The 17,480-nt window shown below is 61.4% G+C and carries 13 protein-coding genes and 2 pseudogenes; 9 read left to right on the plus strand and 6 right to left on the minus strand.

All coding sequences use genetic code 11. The annotated features are described in order from the left end of the window. Positions 1-145: 145 nt before the first annotated feature. The 3 genes and pseudogenes from NKI58_RS18130 to NKI58_RS18140 all read right to left on the minus strand — a co-directional run. Positions 146-610, minus strand: a pseudogene (locus tag NKI58_RS18130) (hypothetical protein); the annotation flags it as partial. Next, positions 538-972 carry an SAM-dependent methyltransferase gene (locus NKI58_RS18135; protein ID WP_352625709.1) on the minus strand — a complete coding sequence of 145 codons (435 nt, stop codon included), beginning with the start codon at positions 970-972 and terminating at the stop codon, positions 538-540. The gene NKI58_RS18135 and the pseudogene NKI58_RS18130, both read right to left, overlap by 73 nt. A 436-nt stretch (positions 973-1,408) precedes the next feature. Continuing rightward, positions 1,409-1,747, minus strand: coding sequence for a cupin domain-containing protein (locus tag NKI58_RS18140; protein WP_352625708.1), 339 nt, complete (start codon positions 1,745-1,747; stop codon positions 1,409-1,411). Between the two features lie 286 nt (positions 1,748-2,033). Here NKI58_RS18140 and NKI58_RS18145 point away from each other — a divergent pair, with 286 nt between their 5' ends. After that, a complete protein-coding gene (locus tag NKI58_RS18145; RefSeq protein ID WP_352643567.1) occupies positions 2,034-2,606 on the plus strand; it encodes a DUF1003 domain-containing protein in 573 nt (190 codons plus the stop codon). Between the two features lie 401 nt (positions 2,607-3,007). Continuing rightward, positions 3,008-4,234 (plus strand): pilus assembly protein TadG-related protein, encoded by a 1,227-nt coding sequence (locus NKI58_RS18150; protein ID WP_352786831.1) that lies wholly within the window; start codon positions 3,008-3,010, stop codon positions 4,232-4,234. Positions 4,235-4,606: 372 nt separating this feature from the next. Here NKI58_RS18150 and NKI58_RS18155 read toward each other — a convergent pair. The 3 genes and pseudogenes from NKI58_RS18155 to NKI58_RS18165 form a co-directional block, all read right to left on the minus strand. Continuing rightward, positions 4,607-5,383, minus strand: a pseudogene (locus NKI58_RS18155) (adenylate/guanylate cyclase domain-containing protein); the annotation flags it as partial. Positions 5,384-5,778: 395 nt separating this feature from the next. Continuing rightward, entirely contained in the window at positions 5,779-7,536 is a 1,758-nt protein-coding gene (locus NKI58_RS18160; RefSeq protein WP_352786832.1) for an adenylate/guanylate cyclase domain-containing protein, read from the minus strand. 293 nt (positions 7,537-7,829) lie between these two features. Then, the gene (locus NKI58_RS18165; RefSeq protein ID WP_352592441.1) at positions 7,830-8,945 is read right to left on the minus strand and encodes a hypothetical protein; all 1,116 of its coding nucleotides are present in this window, start codon (positions 8,943-8,945) and stop codon (positions 7,830-7,832) included. Between the two features lie 521 nt (positions 8,946-9,466). Here NKI58_RS18165 and NKI58_RS18170 point away from each other — a divergent pair. The 7 genes from NKI58_RS18170 to NKI58_RS18200 are packed head-to-tail and all read left to right on the plus strand — an operon-like array spanning position 9,467 to position 17,399. After that, a complete protein-coding gene (locus NKI58_RS18170; protein WP_352592444.1) occupies positions 9,467-10,594 on the plus strand; it encodes a transporter substrate-binding protein in 1,128 nt (375 codons plus the stop codon). Further along, positions 10,591-11,193, plus strand: coding sequence for an ANTAR domain-containing response regulator (locus tag NKI58_RS18175; protein ID WP_352455770.1), 603 nt, complete (start codon positions 10,591-10,593; stop codon positions 11,191-11,193). Before NKI58_RS18170 ends, NKI58_RS18175 begins: the two co-directional genes overlap by 4 nt. A gap of 19 nt (positions 11,194-11,212) precedes the next feature. Next, a complete protein-coding gene (locus NKI58_RS18180) occupies positions 11,213-12,079 on the plus strand; it encodes an ABC transporter permease (RefSeq protein WP_198023515.1) in 867 nt (288 codons plus the stop codon). Continuing rightward, positions 12,076-12,996 (plus strand): ABC transporter permease, encoded by a 921-nt coding sequence (locus NKI58_RS18185; RefSeq protein WP_352592449.1) that lies wholly within the window; start codon positions 12,076-12,078, stop codon positions 12,994-12,996. Before NKI58_RS18180 ends, NKI58_RS18185 begins: the two co-directional genes overlap by 4 nt. A gap of 32 nt (positions 12,997-13,028) precedes the next feature. Beyond that, on the plus strand, positions 13,029-14,672 hold the full coding sequence (locus tag NKI58_RS18190) for an ABC transporter substrate-binding protein (protein WP_352622875.1): 1,644 nt from the start codon (positions 13,029-13,031) through the stop codon (positions 14,670-14,672). After that, positions 14,662-15,606 (plus strand): acetamidase/formamidase family protein, encoded by a 945-nt coding sequence (locus NKI58_RS18195; protein ID WP_352592455.1) that lies wholly within the window; start codon positions 14,662-14,664, stop codon positions 15,604-15,606. Before NKI58_RS18190 ends, NKI58_RS18195 begins: the two co-directional genes overlap by 11 nt. After that, positions 15,603-17,399 (plus strand): ABC transporter ATP-binding protein, encoded by a 1,797-nt coding sequence (locus NKI58_RS18200; protein ID WP_352592458.1) that lies wholly within the window; start codon positions 15,603-15,605, stop codon positions 17,397-17,399. Before NKI58_RS18195 ends, NKI58_RS18200 begins: the two co-directional genes overlap by 4 nt. Positions 17,400-17,480: the final 81 nt, after the last annotated feature.

The raw sequence follows: 17,480 nt of genomic DNA on the forward strand, positions 1-17,480 counted from the left end.
GTTGATCGCGCTCGACGAGGCGGGCGTCACATTCCGCGTCAAGGACTACCGCCGCAATGGCAGCGAGCGCTACCGGACCATGACGACGCGCTGTTCAGAAATCTACCTCTTGGTTACGGCAAAACGAACCACAAGAGCCCATCGACTAGCCCGGTCGAACGGCTTCAGCCCAAGACATTCCAAACCAGACGGCCGAGTCCGGCTCCTTGCTCCAATCAATCAGGGCGTCGAGCGTCGCAGTGACGGATTGGCGAGGCAATCCGATAGCGACGATATCGTCCATCGCTTCATCGATGATGCTCGCAATGTTCCGGACAACTGCCTCAAAGTCAGGCTCGCCGGCGCATGCGCCAAAAAAGACAAATGTGATACGTCGTGGACGCAAGTCGGCCTGATGCAACAATTGAACAAGGCGACGTCCGATGATTGGATCATTGCCGTGTCGGTCGTAGGTTCGCTGATAGGCATGCCATAGTGAGGCAAATCCCGGTGGCTCGGGCCAGAGCCGCAGCCCATCATAGTCGTCATCTGACAATATCACCCGTCCGCCCGGTCGCACTGCGCCGGCCATGTTGCGAACAAGCAGCAACGGGTCAGGTAGGTGCTCGAGAACGAACCGCGCATGAGCAACGTCGAACTGTCCAAGCTCGTTGTCGGCTCGTTGTCGGTAAGAAGTGGAGCAAGCACGTCACCCCGCCTCATCTCCAGAAATGCCAAATCCCCATCGGCGTCGGCCTGTCGTAGCGCCTCCGCTATCTGCTCCGGGCTTCGCTCCAAAGCCAAAACCGGAACACCGGTGGCCCGCGCCATCATTCTCGAAAACTGCCCTAACCCAGCACCGAAATCGACCACCCGCTCGCCAACAACCAGCTGTGCAGCGTCGAGACATCGTTGATTAAGACGCTTGTTTAAAGCCGTCAGCCGTTGCTGCTCGGCTTCACTTGATCCATGCGTATAATGCGATGACGACATTCACTGCCCCCAGATCGAATGACCATATCAGCTTCGCATAAGGTCGGACGGCGTCAAGATCAGCGGCTGTGAATTGAACCGTCCCGACCCCGCGCCCGGCACATCTATTGCCGCTTTCGCCTAATTTCGGCGGTGGACACAGCTTTTGGAAAGCAGACCTTGCCGGCACGGCGTTGGAGGTCGAAGCTGCGCATTCTTTCCTGCCCAACGCCGACGTTAGTCGCTCAAACATATTGAGACGATTATGACAACCGATTCCAATTCCCACGGAACATCGGGGCGCCCGTTCAGAACCGCCATGACGAGGCGATGTGCTGGAACACCGCGCCACCTCGCCATGCGGCTTCTTGTAGGAACTTCGAACTTAGTCGGCCCACTTGGCCGGTGCACGGAACTCGATCCCATAGCAGCCTGCAAGTTCCGCCACTTCCGTTATTTAATCAGGAGTGCGCAATTCGCGAGCGGCCGCCTCGACGAAGAATTCCTCCAGCCCGCCAGGTGTTAGGATCGTGAGGTTGCGCCCTGGCCCGGCACTCACGACGCGGAACGTGTGTGGCACGCCGCGGGGTAAGAAGATCGACGTGCCCGCAGGCACTACCATGAACTGACCATCGAGCCAGAATTCGTATTCTCCTTCGATCACATGGATTACCTCGTCCTCATTGTGGTGTACGTGCACCGGCGGACCGGCGCGCGAATGCGACCGAGAGCGCCGAGACGACGCCAGGCATCGGCGCGCCGACACGCGAACACAGCCCAGGATGGCAACGTGCATTCGGGAGATGTCAGGCGTTCAAGATTTTCGCTTCCTTGGCGGCGCTGAGAAATGCCACGCGGGCAATCTCCGGCCCTACACCTTCATGCAGGCGATCGGTGCTTGGATGCGGCGCCCAGTTTCTCCAATGGGCCAATCATAACGCATCAGGTCAGGCCCGCCTTTACGCGTTCGACTCTACCTCCCGCGAAAAAGTACCTGTCGATACATGCGATCTAGCCGTCGCCTTGGGGTCATGGAGCAAAATTCAAAATGCATTGTTAGGTGTAAAGATTAGGAGCGACCTATGCACCCCAGCTTCACCTCGAACGATATGGCTCGCGGCACTCCGACTGCGCCGGCCGCGGAAGGGCTAGCTCCGGCGTTGGCCCGCAACATTGACGCTCTCGTCGAGCGTAGAAGGCGAGAGGCGAAAGCAGCTTCTCTTGAGGAAAGGGCCGCCGCCGCAATCAGCAGATTTGCCGGCAGCATGATCTTCGTCTACATCCATCTCGTTTTCTTTGGCGGCTGGATCGCCTTTAACACTGGTATCGCTCCGACCGTTCAGGCTTGGGATCCTTCTTTAGTCATCTTGGCCATGCTCGCGTCCGTGGAGGCAATATTTCTCTCCACCTTTGTGCTTATCAACCAGAACCGAATGGCCGCTGAAGATGACGCGCGGGCTGATCTCGATCTCCAGGTTAGCCTGCTCAACGAACACGAGACGACCAAGCTGATCAAGATGGTCGAGGAGATTGCCAAGCGTTTAGACATCCAGACGGAAGCAGACGAGGAATTGAAGGAACTGAAGCGCGATGTGGCGCCCGAAGCAGTTCTCGACAAGATCGTGGAGGCAGGAGATCAGCCAACGCTCGGCTGAGCATTAGCGGCTTAGTGGCTAGCGTGGTTGGCCAACTCCTGCCTGCACGGCTGCCCGTCATCCCCGCACCGCAGGATCACACCGCGAAAAACGGCTCGATGTGTGGCCATCCACAGAGCGCTTGCTTTGAGGGCGAAATCGCCATCAATCCAGATGCGACCGGCACGAAAGACTCCGGGCAGCTTTAACAATGCGCTCGACATTGCCGGCCTTGACGATCGCCAGACCGGCGCCAGACGGCGGCGCACTGGCGCTCGGCGGCGTCATCGTGGTGAATTTGAGACGCTGATTCAGCTGCTCCCCGCAAGCTGATTTGCGATCGAGACAACTTTACCGGCTCGCGAAACGGACCCTCAATATGCTGCCTCTAGGTTAGTCCCAGCTAAATGAAGGGGGCTTCCATGCGGGTGACCAAACGATTTTGGCGTTCAGAACGCGGCAACCTCGCCGTGGTGTTTGCGTTGGTCTTGCCAGTCGTGCTTTTGGGCGTCGGAGTGGCGATAGACTTTGCGCGCGTGAGCCGAACTGCCCAACAGTTGCAGGAGGGAGCCGACTCCACGGCCCTTCAGTTGGCCGTGGCAAGCGCGAACAGCAGCGATATGACGTCGGAACAGCGTCAGGAGAACGTTGATACTTTCGCCAGCCCAACCTTTGTGGCCACGCGAAGTCCCTATAGTGGTGACGCCCACCACACGGTTGGATCAACCAATCCCACAATCGTGACGGTTGTATTGCACCAACCGCAGGAATTGGCCTTCTCGGCAATCCTTGGCGTCGATAAACTTGATATTAGCCGAAGCGCAACCGCGATTGCCTATCCGCGATACCCAGTCTGTCTTCTCGTGTTAGATCGGTCCGCCTCGAACGCATGGTCGAATTCGGGGTCTTCGTCGATAAATGGCCAGAAATGCGTTGCGCAGGTGAATTCAAGATCGGGGTCTGCGCTAGCCACGAATGGCTCATCGTCCATCAGGACATTGGTGACGTCAGTCGTCGGCCCCTCCGGGCCGTCTGCCGGCTTCAACCCTCAACCGGTTTTCAATCAGAAAGAGCTGGCAGATCCCATTATCTCCCGACTGGTCTGGCCAACAGACAATGTCTGCACCTACAATAACCTGGTGATCAAAAACGCCACCGCAAATCTCGTTCCCGGCACTTTTTGTGGAGGGCTCACTCTATCGGTCGGAGCGGTGGTCAATCTTGCCGCGGGAACGTATGTTATCAGGACGGGAGGGCTTTCGCTCTCCTCCGGCGCCGTTCTCGATGCAGCTGACGGTACCACCATCGTTCTACTCGACGATCAGGCCACCACCACAATGCAGGCCGGCGCCAAGCTACGCCTGACGGCGCCGACCAGCGGCCCGTGGATGGGGATCGCGCTAGCTCAAAAACCCCAAGGCGTGGAGAGAACCTCCACGCTCATTGGCGGTGGCGATACAGATCTAGGCGGTATAGTCTATCTGCCGTCACAAAAGCTTTTTCTTACAGGTGGCGGTGCATTGTCGACCGACAGTAAGCCTCGCATCTTTGTGGTCAACCGGATCGAGATGAACGGCAATGGCTCAATTTATCTTGCTGGCGCAAGTGCCTTATTGACAACGAATTCTGCAACGAGACTGATGAAATGAACTTGGCTATAGCCAGCGCAGTGTTGTGAGACAGACTGCATTTGAGGTTCGCTTGCTTCCGTGTTGGACGGATCGAGCGACTGACCCGCGGCCCGAATTGAGGTGCGCCCCTCAGCCTCGCTCGATCATGGGGACCTAAGTTTGACCTGGCTGCGCAATGGTCCGGGTGCAGACGGCGGCTGCGTGTCATGTGATTTCGGAGTGGTGAAGTAGCCGCGTTACCTACGCGCCCGGCAATTGGATGGGCAGGGGTCCTAAGAGGAAACAGGCGGCGAAATGGGGCAATGTATTTCTCTAGGGCTGCCGGTTGGTAGACCCGACGCCGCCGACGCGCATATGATTTTCCACGATCCGTGCACCGGGCACACCTGATCCCCGCCCCCGAGTCACCTTGCGGATATCCGGCGCCTTGCCCTTGTAGGCGAAAGAGGAATTCCGGGCGATCACGAAAAGGCCCGAGACCTTTGAGAGATCGGTGATGATGTCCTCCGTGATGCCGTCGGCGAAATAGCCCTGCTCCGGGTCGCCGGACATGTTGTCGAAGGGCAGGACGGCTATCGACGGCTTTGCCGGAAGCCGCGGCTGGGCTTCGACGGCAGCCTTGACGGCACCGTCCGCGCGGTTCGGCGACCAGGTCCAGATATGCACCGGGCGCTCGATGTTCTTGACCTCGTGATGGCCGCTGTCGACGAAATCGACCCCGATGCGGCCGTGCAGATGTTCGCGAACGCCATCCGAAATCGCCACGCCCCCAAGATCGGCGAGCGTCTCGAGGCGGGCGGCCACATTGACCCCGTCGCCGTAGAGATCGCTGTCGTCGACCATCACGTCGCCGAGGTTGACGCCGACGCGAAGCACGATGACGCGGTCCGGCGGCACGTTTTCGTTGGCGGCGGCCATGGCCTGCTGAAGGGCGGTGGCGCATTCGACGGCGTTGACGGCGCTGCCGAACTCGACGAACACGCCGTCGCCGGTCCGCTTGAAGACACGGCCCTGATGGCGTTTGACAAGCGGCTCCAGCACATCCTTCCACCGCGCCATGAGCTGCGTGTGCGTAGCCGTTTCGTCGCGCTCCATGAGCCGGCTGTAGCCGACCACGTCAGCGGCCAAAATGGCAGCAAGCCGGCGTCGGATGGATTCGTTGGCCATATGCAAGGGCGCCTTCCTTGCACCCATTGGTCAAACTTTACTGGCGTCTTGCTTCCAAGTCTATTCGGCTTGAAGCTGGCCTTGGTTGACATCCAGCGTTCATTGCAGTGCGCGCAAACCTCCGCTTGTGTGGCGCGTTTTCCCGTTGAAGGGACGGATCGGAATTTCCGCTCTCCACCACCCCAGCCAGCCTTTCGACGCTCGTTTCTGGCGTTCTGCGGCTCAGGTGTTTGAACCAGGGACGCGCCAGGAGCGGAAGCTTAGCAGGGGTCACGCCAGCGCCGAGTTAGCGCTACGAAGCAGACCTTCAGCCTGTGCCGGAAGCGGGGCCCGGCTTACCAAGTGGCATATCCAGGAAGCGCGTCCCCCTCCTCAGCTCGGCACCGTTTTCGGCTCTACGCTATACCTGCGCGACGAGCCCCTTCCTTAATCGCAGCGAGGGCCAGAGGATTGGTGACGGGATAGGTTCGGATGAAGTTCTCGACGGTGAACCTTGGAAACTCGACGGCAATCCGCCTGGCGATCGACTGCGCCTGCGCCGGCTCTTCGAGCAGCGCGTGACACAGGGCACGGAACATCAGAGTGACGGGAATATCCGGCGGACTTTGGCGCAGCGACGACAGACTGTCGGCATAGCGACCGGCGACGAACCGCGCCCGGGCGAGCTGCGCGTAGTACCAACTCGGAGCCTGCGGATTGAGGCGAAGCGCCCGTTCGGCAAGAGCACAGCCTTCTTCCGGATTTCCACACACGAGAGCTCGGCTTGAGGCAAGCATCGACAGCACATCGGCGTCATTGGGTGCCAGGGCCAGCACCCGGTCGTATTCCTCTGCGGCCCCGCTGATATCGCCGCCAATGGCGCGGAGAGCGCCCATGTAAAGGCGCGTCATCGGATCGGTAGGGTCGAGCGCCAGAGCCTTTTCCACGCATTCTCGCCAGCGCTCGACCGAAGCGGCTGAATCTGGCGTGAAGGCATTGAAGGCATCGACCGCATGTGCCAATCCCAACGTCATCCAGGCCCGCGCGAAGCCGGGGTCGAGTTCCACGGCGCGGGACAGCATGCGTATGGCTTCTGCCCTCGCATCGGTCGTGAATCTGTCGTGCAGTTCCACCCCGAGTAGATAGCAGTCGTAAGCACCCAGGCTCGAGGGAGGCTTCCGCCGAGCCACCTCACGCCCGAGATTGGCGAGCTTGCCGAAAGTGCCTGCCAGGGCATTGATGACGTTCTGTGTGATGCTGTCCTGCATGAGAAAAAAATCATCGGTCGACTCGTCGAACCGCGCCGACCAAAGGTTGGCTCCGGTCCGGGTGTCGACCAGCTGCACCGCGACGCGGACACGCTGTCCGATCGCCTGGAGGGTGCCTTCCAGCAGGTAATCGGCGTTCAGTTCCCGTCCAACCGAGCGTGTGTCGCTCGCCCGTCCCCGATAGGACTGCATGGTCTGGCGCGAAATGACCGCAAGGTCGGGATAGCGCGCTAGGTCGCCGACCATGTCGGCCGACAGGCCGTCTGCCAGCCGCCTCCAGCCGTCGTCGGCGCTCAGGTTTTCGAACGGCAAAACCGCAATTACCGGCGGCTTACTGTTGTCGCCGGCAGAAAGGCCTGGTTTGGCACCGACGATCTTGCCCGCAGTAGCGGGGTCGATCAAGACACGGTACACGCGAACAGGTTCGGCGATACTTTTCATTTTCTGCACGCCGAGTGAGGCAAAGCCGATCGGCACCTTTCCCCTCACATGGTCGCAGGCGGTGGCGGAAATCGCGATTCCTCCAGGTTCCGCCAGCCCTTGCAGCCGATCGGCGATGTTCACCGCATCGCCGTGGATGTCGTCACCCTCAACCATAACATCGCCCAGATTGATGCCGATGCGGAAATCAAGCCGCCGTTCTGGCTGCGTGAGAACGTTCACCTCCGCCTTCCGTTGCTGGATTTCGACCGCGCAGCGTAGGGCGTCGACCACACTGTGGAACTCGACCAGCATCCCATCTCCCATGGTTTTCACCAGGCGACCATGGTGCGCAGCGATCCTTGGCTCGAATACTTCGTTCAGGTCGGTTCGGAAAAGCGCACGCGTACCCTCGTCGTCGATCTGGCTCAAGCGGCCATAGCCGACGACATCGGCAATCAGGACGGCTGCGAGATGACGTTCCATCCCTCAATCCTTCGCGGATTGTTACCCGCTTTCCAAGCTTACAGCAGGTCGCAGGTTGATGCCATTGCCGCCGCCCTTGAAAGACAGCTTTCGGGTCTGTGTACCTGCTGCATGAGAGCCCGAATGTCGGACAAGGGTCAGATCGCGTCATGCGACGCTCCCAACTGGATGACGGCAAAGGGTCGAACTCGGTCGTTCAGAGTGATTGGGTTTTGACCCAAGCATTTTGCAGCCAAGTGGAACGCGGCTAAAACAAATAGATAGATCGGGATTGAACTTGAACGCATCCCGCCTCAGCTGAAGCGGCTACCGATCAGCCGGCTCCACTGCTCGCCCGCAAGCCCGTTCAGAAAGACTTGCGAGTTCTTCATCGCGTCCAAAAGCTCTGGATCACGTGAATGTACCACCGTTGAGGCAACGGTCAGGAAAGCAATGCGTCGTCCAAGCATCGCCTCCAGAAGTGCAGGTTGAATGCGTCCGCGCAGGCCGCTGACGCCGCGCGTGGCGGCGTGATCGATCAGGCAGTCAATCACCGGGCCCGCCTGGCCGGGGAGGGCGAAGATTTGCAGCACGCGACCAATTTCATACTTTCGTGCGTAATAGGCGAAAGCGCCGACATTGGTGCCGACTGGCGACGTCACACAAACGTAGACAAGCTCGCCCAGATCCGGTTTTTGTGCCGCATCGGTCAGGATGTGGTCGAGTTGGTCTTCCGTCCATTCCGGGCGCAGGGCGAATTGAGCGGTAAACGGTTCGATGAGCCTGGCAAATGCGTGGCTGTCGATTTCGGATGTACGAAATGCTCCGTGGCCTGCCCCGTCCACCGCCACACCCGACCAGCGTCGTTCGCTGGACGTCATCCTTCTGCAGTAAAATCGGTCGACTGTACGCGCCAGCGGATTGAGCATTCGCGCAAGCGCCATGCGATTGGCGGAAAGGCTGAGCATGAAGGCCGCGGGGCGCATCACGCGGACCCAGTCAAGGCTGTATTGCGGCAGGACCACGCCGCGCAGCCGGGTCCACAATTTCACGGAAATATCGTTGGCCGTCTCGCTGAAGGAGATGTCCTGCGGACCATCCAGGTAAGCTTTCAGCAAGCGGGCGCCGGCCAGCGGGTCGTGCTCATGGTCCTCGACCATGAGCGAGCTACAGATGGCCGCGCGTAGTTGTCGGCCGTTGAACGTCATCGGCAGGACGTGGACGCCGACAAATCCGGAGACGCGACCGGCGTCGTTGACATGGACAAGCGACCGGAGGTTGTCTGCGCAACCGGGCGCATCCAGATAAAACCGTTTCATGTATTCCACGAGAGAGGCCGGCGCTTCGGTCCTCTCCTTCAACAGCACGCGCTGAAACATGTTCGCAACTGCCGGGAGGTCGGCGCCTTGCAAGGCGCGAATGACGCTCAAGCCCGGCTCCCGCCACCAAAGTCCCATCCACCGAGCTTTCGGGCCAAGGCGACGCGAGGCACGAGAACATCGGGCGCGCGTTCCAACTCGACGCCCATGAAGCCGTGCAACCTCGGCCAGTTGCGATCGCCCCGGTGACAGAACGGAGTGCTGAATTGCTGCGGCAAGGTGGAACCCTTTGCTTGACCGACGAAAAACCGGCGTCATTGCTGCTAGCAGATTCAGGTAAACCGATATTAAAGTCGTTGCTTTGAATGGTAGCGAACCGGGTTTGTCCGGCCCCATCCTGGACATCAGCAATTTTGGTTCCTGGCGGACTCTACACGACCAGCGGCATGAGTTGCGTGCTCCGCGCCGAACCGTTTCGGCTGGCCAAAGTTTCGCGTGGCGGCTCTTGACTGGGAGCGCGGGCGTAATACGGTGAGGACAAATACCGGCTCTGACCGCCGGGCGGCAAGAATGCCTCGTATGCTCTCGCCTGGCGGCGGTGGCTGCGGGGCATTGTCATTTTGAGGCATTGCTTGAAACGGCATATCGAGATCGGCATTCTCTATTCGCGGTCCGGCAACTACCAGCTGGTGTCCGAATCCTGCCGTGCGGGTGCGATGAACGCCATGGCCGACGTCAACGCCGATCCCGCTATCCCATTCGAATTCATCCCGATCGAGCGCGACCCGCAGGGCAACATCGATCGCTATGCAAGCGGCTGCGCGGACATTCTCGCCAACAGCGGCGCGCGTCACATCATTGGCTGCGTCACCTCGTGGAGCCGCAAGGAGGTCATTCCAATCCTGGAGAGGGCAGGCGGCACGCTGTGGTACGCCTGCCCGTACGAGGGCTTCGAAGCCAACGAGCATGTCGTCTACACACACGCCTGCCCCAATCAGCATCTCGTACCGCTGCTTGCCTATGTCGTGCCTCGTTTCGCCGCCGACGGCTTCCTGCTCGGTTCCAACTACATCTGGGGTTGGGAGACCAACCGCGTGGCGCGCGACCTGATTGCGGACGCTGGCGGCAAGGTGCTGGGCGAACGCTATCTGCCGCTCGGCGAGGTCGATGTTGCGCGGCTGATCGCGGAGATACAGGCGACGAGACCTGATTTCATTCTGAATAATCTCATCGGCCCTTCTTCTTATGCCTTCATCGCTGCGTATGCGGAGCTTGGCCGGCGCGACCCGCATTTCAGGCCGGAGCGTTGCCCGATCCTGTCCTGCAATCTCACGGAATGCGAATTGCCGGCGCTCAACGGGGCAGGCGATGGCCACCTTTCCGTTGGGCCCTATTTTCACGACATCTCGGGGGCGGATCGCCGTGCGGCTCCAGTGCCTTCCGTCATGCCGGCCTCATCGTTCGAGGCGGCGGCTTATGCCTCGGTGCGCATGCTCGCCGAGATCCTCACCCGCAACCCCGGTGCACAATGGACGGACCTTCCCAAGGTCTTTACCGAAACGTCATTTCGAACGCCACTGGGCGACATCGCCATCGACCCGCAAACCCAGCATGCTACCTTGCCGGTGCTAATCGGACGTATCGATGGAACATCGTTCAAAACGGTCACGCTGACGAAGGGCGTGGCACCCGATCCCTACCTTTCCCGCTATGACCGGACGGAGACGTTCGGGCGGCCACGCCTGCGGGTGGTGTCGTGAGCAAGATGGCGCGTATCCCGAACCTTGGAGGCGCTAGGGCTTTTGTCCTGCATCGTCCACATCCGACCGTGCAGGCGATCACAAGGCAATTGTCGGCCATCGGCCTTGAGGCGATTGGCTTTTGGCCGGAACTGCCGGCCGAAGCCTTGGCGGCGGACTTCGTCTTCTTCGACGTCGATCTCGGCTTTGACGAACAATTTCCGTGGAAGCCGGGCGAGGCACCGATGCCGCTAATAGCACTGATCGGCTCCGAGGCGCCGGGGCGCGTCGAATGGGCATTGTCGCACAAGGCCGATGCGCAGTTGCTGAAACCGGTCGGCAATGCCGGCGTCTATAGCGCGCTTTTGATCGCAAGGCAGAGTTTCGAGGCGCGCAAGCTTCTGGCCAGCGAGATTGCCTCGCTTCGTCAGCGGGTCGCGGAGCGCCAGACCATCGTACGCGCGGTGGAGGTCTTGTCGAAGGGCGCCGAGGACGGCCGTGCCTATGCGCAGCTCCGCTCGCTGGCGATGAGCTGGCAAATCAGTGTCGAGGAAGCCGCGCGCAGGATCGTGGCGATGACACAAGAAGAAGGCGACGATGACCAATCCGATCGCGCCTGAGCTTTCGGCCGCCGGGCGTATGCCAGCCAAGCCTCGCGCCGGCGTCTGGCGACGTCTGCTAAAACGGCCTCTCGCTTTACTCGGCCTCGGGATTATTGCCGTTGTCTTGGCCGGCGCCATTCTTGCACCGTGGCTGACAGGCTACGATCCAAACGAGCAGATGTTCGACGGGCTCACGCTTGAAGGCGCACCACTGCCGCCGGGGGCCCAATTCTGGCTGGGCACCGACCTGCTTGGCCGCGACCTGCTGACCCGTCTCCTTTTCGGCGCGCGCACGTCGCTGATCATCGGCATCGTCGCCAATGGCGTGGCGCTTCTGATCGGCACGTTGGTCGGCATCACGGCCGGCTATTTCCGCGGCTGGATCGGCAGCGCGCTTATGCGTTTCACCGATTTGATGATGGCTTTCCCGGCGCTGCTGCTCGCCATCTGCCTGGCGGCGGTGCTCCAGCCGAGCCTATGGATCGTCGCCATGGTGATCGCATTGGTGAACTGGGTGCAGACCGCCCGCGTCATCTACACCGAGACAAGTTCGCTCTCCGAGCGCGAGTTCATCGATGCCGAGCGCACCATCGGCGCAAGCGCCCCGCGCATCCTGTTTCGTCATATCCTGCCGCACCTTTTGCCGACGATCATCGTCTGGGGCACGCTCGGCATCTCGACGACGGTGCTTCTTGAAGCGACGCTCAGCTATCTCGGCATCGGCGTGCAACCGCCGACTGCTTCCTGGGGCAACATCATCTTCGAAAACCAAACCTATTTTCAGGCAGCGCCCTGGCTGGTTTTCTTTCCGGGTGCGGCGATCCTGGCGCTGGCGCTAGCCTTTAACCTGGTCGGCGATGCGCTGCGCGACATCCTCGATCCGACGCAAAGGGGGCGGGCATGATCGCCTATCTCGGCCGCCGCGTTGTCCAGTCCGTGCTCATCTTGCTCGGCGTCTCCCTGATCACCTTTGCGTTGCTCTATCTGCTGCCCGCCGATCCCGTCCGCCAGATCGCCGGCCGCAGCGCCACGCCCGAGACGGTCGAAAACATCCGCCGGCAGCTCGGCCTCGATCAGCCCTTCGTCGTCCAGTACTGGCACTATCTGATCAGTCTGCTCAGCGGCGATCTGGGGCGCTCCTACATCCAGCGCTCGGAGGTCACGGAGCTTATCGTCTCGCGGCTGCCGGCAAGCCTGCTGCTGATGCTCGGCGCAATTGCCTGCGAAGTCGTGATCGGGCTGACGATGGGCCTCATCGCCGCCGTCAAGCGTGGCACCGCCACTGACCAGTCGCTGATGGTCGCCTCCTTCGTCGGCGTCTCGGCGCCGCAATTCGTCGTCGGCCTGCTGCTGCTTTATGTGTTCGCGGTGCGGCTCGGCTGGTTCCCGATCGGCGGTTACGGCACCTGGCGTCATCTGGTGCTGCCATCGCTGACCATGGGAATTCTCGGTGCCGGCTGGTACGCCCGCATGATGCGCTCGTCGATGATCGACGTGCTGCGCCAGGATTACGTGCGTACCGCGCGTGCCAAGGGTCTTACACGCAGCGCCATTATCTTCCGGCACGCGCTGCCCAACGCCATCCTGCCGGTCATCGCCATGATCGGCATCGACATCGGCATCTTCATGGGCGGCATCGTGGTTGTCGAAAGCGTGTTCGGCTGGCCAGGCATCGGCCAGCTAGCCTGGCAGGCCATTCAGCGCATCGATATTCCGATCATCATGGGGGTCACCCTGGTTTCGGCCTTTGCCATCGTGCTCGGCAATCTCCTGGCCGACACTGTCGCACCGTTCATCGATCCACGCATCAAGCTCAGATGAAAACCAAGAAAACCAGAGAAAGGGAACATGACATGAGAAAATATCTGATATCGACCGTGGCGGCATCGGCGCTTGCGCTGGTGCTTGGCATGACAAGCGTACGCGCCGAAGACGCCGTCGATCCGAATGCCAAGCAGGGCGGCGCGATCACCATCACCTACAAGGACGACGTCGCCACGCTCGATCCGGCCATCGGCTATGACTGGCAGAACTGGTCGATGATCAAGAGCCTGTTCGACGGGCTGATGGACTACGAGCCGGGCACCACCAACCTGCGGCCCGACCTTGCCGAGAGCTACGAGATTGCGCCCGACGGCAAGACCTTCACCTTCAAGCTGCGCCACGGAGTGAAGTTCCACAATGGCCGCGAGATGACCGCCGACGACGTGAAATATTCGCTCGATCGGGTCACCAATCCAAAGACACAGAGCCCGGGCGCCGGCTTCTTCGGCTCGATCAAAGGCTATGACGACGTCGCTGCCGGCAAGGCGGAAAGCCTGGCGGGCATAACCGTCGTCGATCCCTACACGATCAAGTTCGAGCTGACCCGGCCCGACGCCACCTTCCTGCATGTCATGGCGATCAACTTCTCGCATGTCGTGCCGAAGGAAGAAGTCGAAAAATACGGTGCGGACTTCGGCAAACATCCGGTCGGAACCGGCGCCTTCAAGCTCGCCGAATGGACGCTCGGCCAGCGCGTGGTCTTCGAGCGCAACCCGGATTACTGGCACAAGGGTCTGCCGCATCTCGACAAGATCACCTTTGAGATCGGCCAGGAGCCGATCGTGGCGCTGCTGCGGCTCCAGAAAGGCGAGATCGACGTTCCCGGCGACGGCATTCCGCCGGCGAAATTCCAGGAGGTGATGGCCGATCCCGAGCAGAAGGCCCGTGTCGTCGAGGGCGGCCAGTTGCACACCGGCTATATCACCATGAATACCACCATGGCGCCCTTCGACAACGTGAAGGTGCGGCAGGCGGTCAACATGGCGATCAACAAGGACCGCATCGTCCAGCTGATCAACAACCGTGCGGTGCCGGCCAATCAGCCGTTGCCGCCGTCGATGCCCGGCTATGACAAGGCATTCAAGGGCTATCCCTATGACGTGGCCAAGGCCAAGGCCTTGCTTGCCGAGGCCGGGCATCCCGACGGATTTGACACGCAGCTGTTTGCCATGAACACCGATCCCAACCCGCGCATCGCGCAGGCCATTCAGCAGGATCTGGCGGCGGTCGGCATCAAGGCCGGCATCCAATCGCTCGCGCAGGCCAACGTCATCGCCGCCGGCGGCGACAAGGCCGGTGCGCCGATGATCTGGTCCGGCGGCATGGCCTGGATCGCCGACTTCCCCGATCCGTCGAACTTCTACGGCCCGATCCTCGGCTGCGCTGGTGCCGTCCCGGGCGGCTGGAACTGGTCGTGGTATTGCAACAAGGAGCTCGACGCCAAGGCGGCCGAAGCCGACTCCATCGTCGACCCGGCCAAGGCTGGCGACCGCGCCAAGATGTGGAGCGAGATCTACGGCAAGATCATGGAAGACGCGCCCTGGGCACCGGTCTTCAACGAGCAGCGGTTCACCATGAAATCAACCCGCATGGGTGGCGCCGACAACCTCTATGTCGACCCGGTCCACATCCCGATCAACTACGACAATGTGTATGTGACCGATGTGCAATAACTGCGACTACACCATCCACGGGCGCCACCATCATTTCGGCTGGGACAATTCCTTTGTCCCGACCGAACGGGTGGCGCCAGGGTCGACGATCGAGTTCCAGTGCCTGGACTCGTCCGGCGGGCAGCTGACGATGGAGAGCACCGTCGACGACGTTGCTTTGCTCGACTTTGCCAAGGTGAACCCGGTCACTGGGCCAATCTATGTCGACGGGGCAGAACCGGGCGATGCCCTGAAAATCACCATCGAGGCGTTCAAGCCGTCAGGCTTCGGCTGGACGGCGAACATCCCGGGATTCGGTCTGTTGGCGGATGACTTCTCTCAACCGGCACTGAATATCTGGAAGTACGACGCCGCCTCGCTCGAACCGGCGCTGTTCGGCAAGAGCGGCCGGGTGCCGCTCAAGCCCTTCGCCGGCACCATCGGCAATGCCCCGGCTGAGCCGGGTCTGCATTCGGTGGTCCCGCCGCGGCGCGTGGGCGGCAATCTGGACATCCGTGATCTCGCCGCCGGCACGGTTCTCTACCTCCCTGTGGAGGTCGCGGGCGCGTTGTTCTCGGTCGGCGACACGCACGCCGCGCAAGGCGATGGCGAGGTCTGCGGCACGGCGATCGAGAGCCCCATGAACGCCGTGCTGACGCTCGATCTGGTCAAGGATGCACGGCTGCGGACGCCGCGTTTCACAACGCCCGGTCCGGTGTCGCGGCATCTCGACGCCAAGGGCTACGAGGTGACAACCGGTATCGGGCCGGATCTGATGGACGGCGCCAGGAGCGCCGTTTCCCAGATGATCGACCTGCTCTCCGGCCGCTACGGCATGGATCCGGTAGATGCCTATATGCTCGTCTCGGTTTGCGGTGACCTGCGCATCAGCGAGATCGTCGACATGCCCAACTGGGTGGTTTCGTTCTACTTCCCCCGCTGCGTCTTTGAATGAAGGTGGAGGACATCAAACGATCCGGGCAGGCCGCCGCGGAGAGTGGCTCTGTCAGACCGGTACTCAGCGTCTCAGGTCTGAGCGTCGCCGTGCGCGGCGAGGAGGGCGAGCGCGACGTCGTTTCCGACCTGACATTCGGCCTGATGCGCGGCGAAACGCTTTGCATCGCCGGCGAGTCCGGTTCCGGCAAGTCGATGACGGCGCTGGCCATCATGGGCTTGCTGCCGCAGCCGGCGGCACGCATCGGATCAGGCTCCATCCGGCTCGGCAATCAGGATCTCGCGGCTCTCAGCGAGAGCGGCATGCGCCGCATCCGCGGCGACCGTATTGCCATGATCTTTCAGGAACCGATGACATCGCTCAATCCGGTTCTGTCCATTGGGCGGCAGCTCACGGAGGCGATCGAGGCACACACCTCGCTGTCGCGCTCCAACTCGCGGCTGAGGGCGCTCGAGGCGCTGAAGGCAGTCCGAATTCCGGATGCCGAACGGCGGCTCGAGCACTATCCGCACGAACTGTCAGGCGGCATGCGCCAGCGCGTGATGATTGCCATGGCTCTGGCCCTGAACCCGGACGTGCTGATCGCCGATGAGCCGACGACCGCCCTCGATGTTACGGTTCAGGGCGAGGTGCTGGAGCTGCTGCGCGACCTCCAGCGCGAGCACGGCACCAGCGTCATCCTGATCACGCACGACATGGGCGTCGTCGCCGAGATGGCGGACCGCGTCATCATCATGCGCGATGGCCGGATGATCGAGCAGGGCAGGGCGGCTGACATCTTCAATCGCCCGCAGGCCGACTATACACGCGAGCTTCTGGCCGCCGTGCCGCGTATCGGCGGCGGACGGACGGCCGAAGGCCGACAAGATGCCGCCAACATGCCGGCCGAGCTTGTATCTGTCAGCGATCTTCACGTCCGCTTCGACCTGCACGGCGGCTTCTTCGGCCGCGTTGACCGCAGGGTGCACGCGGTCGAAGGCGTGAGTTTCTCGATCGCGCCGCACGAAACCCTGTCGCTGGTCGGCGAATCGGGCTGCGGCAAGTCGACGACGGCCAAGGCGATCGCCGGACTAGTGCCTTTCACCGGCAGCATTTCAATCGGCGGCCACGACCTGTCGGCGCTCAGCCGCAAGGAGCGCAAGGCTGTCCGCCGCAATGTGCAGATGATCTTTCAGGATCCCTTCGCGTCCCTCGACCCGCGCATGCGGGTCGGCGATCTCGTCGCCGAGCCTCTGCTGATCCACGGCCTCGGCGACAGAGAGCAACGGCATGCCCAGATCGCCGCCCTGTTCGAACGCGTCGGCCTCTCCGCTGACCAGATGGAGCGCTATCCCCACGAATTCTCCGGCGGGCAGCGCCAGCGAATCTGCATTGCACGGGCGCTGGCGCTGCGACCAAAGCTGATCATTGCCGACGAGAGCGTCTCTGCTCTCGACGTGTCGGTGCAGGCGCGCGTGCTAAGATTGCTGAAGGAGCTGCAGCGCGAATTCGGCGTCGCATATCTCTTCATCTCGCACGACATGGCGGTGGTCGAGAACATCTCCGATCGCGTGGCGGTAATGTATCTGGGGCAGATCGTCGAGATGGGCACCCGCGACCAGATCTTCTCCAACCCGCGCCATCCTTACACAAAGCGGCTGATCGAAGCCGTTCCGGTTCCCGATCCAGGCCGGCGCCGCGCCAGGTTCGCCCGTTTGGACAGCGAAATTCCAAGCGCTGTGCGACGCATCGGTGACGAGCCCCGGAAACTCAAGCTCGAAGATGTTGGCGACGGCCACCTCGTCGCCACTTGACCGAGCTTAGGCTGCCTCGTCCAGCCAATCCCGCAGAGGCTCGGGGACAGCTGCATATGTGATGTTCGAGCGGCGGAAAAT

Origin of the sequence: Mesorhizobium sp. M0522, assembly GCF_040321085.1 — a bacterium.
GTDB lineage: Bacteria > Pseudomonadota > Alphaproteobacteria > Rhizobiales > Rhizobiaceae > Mesorhizobium.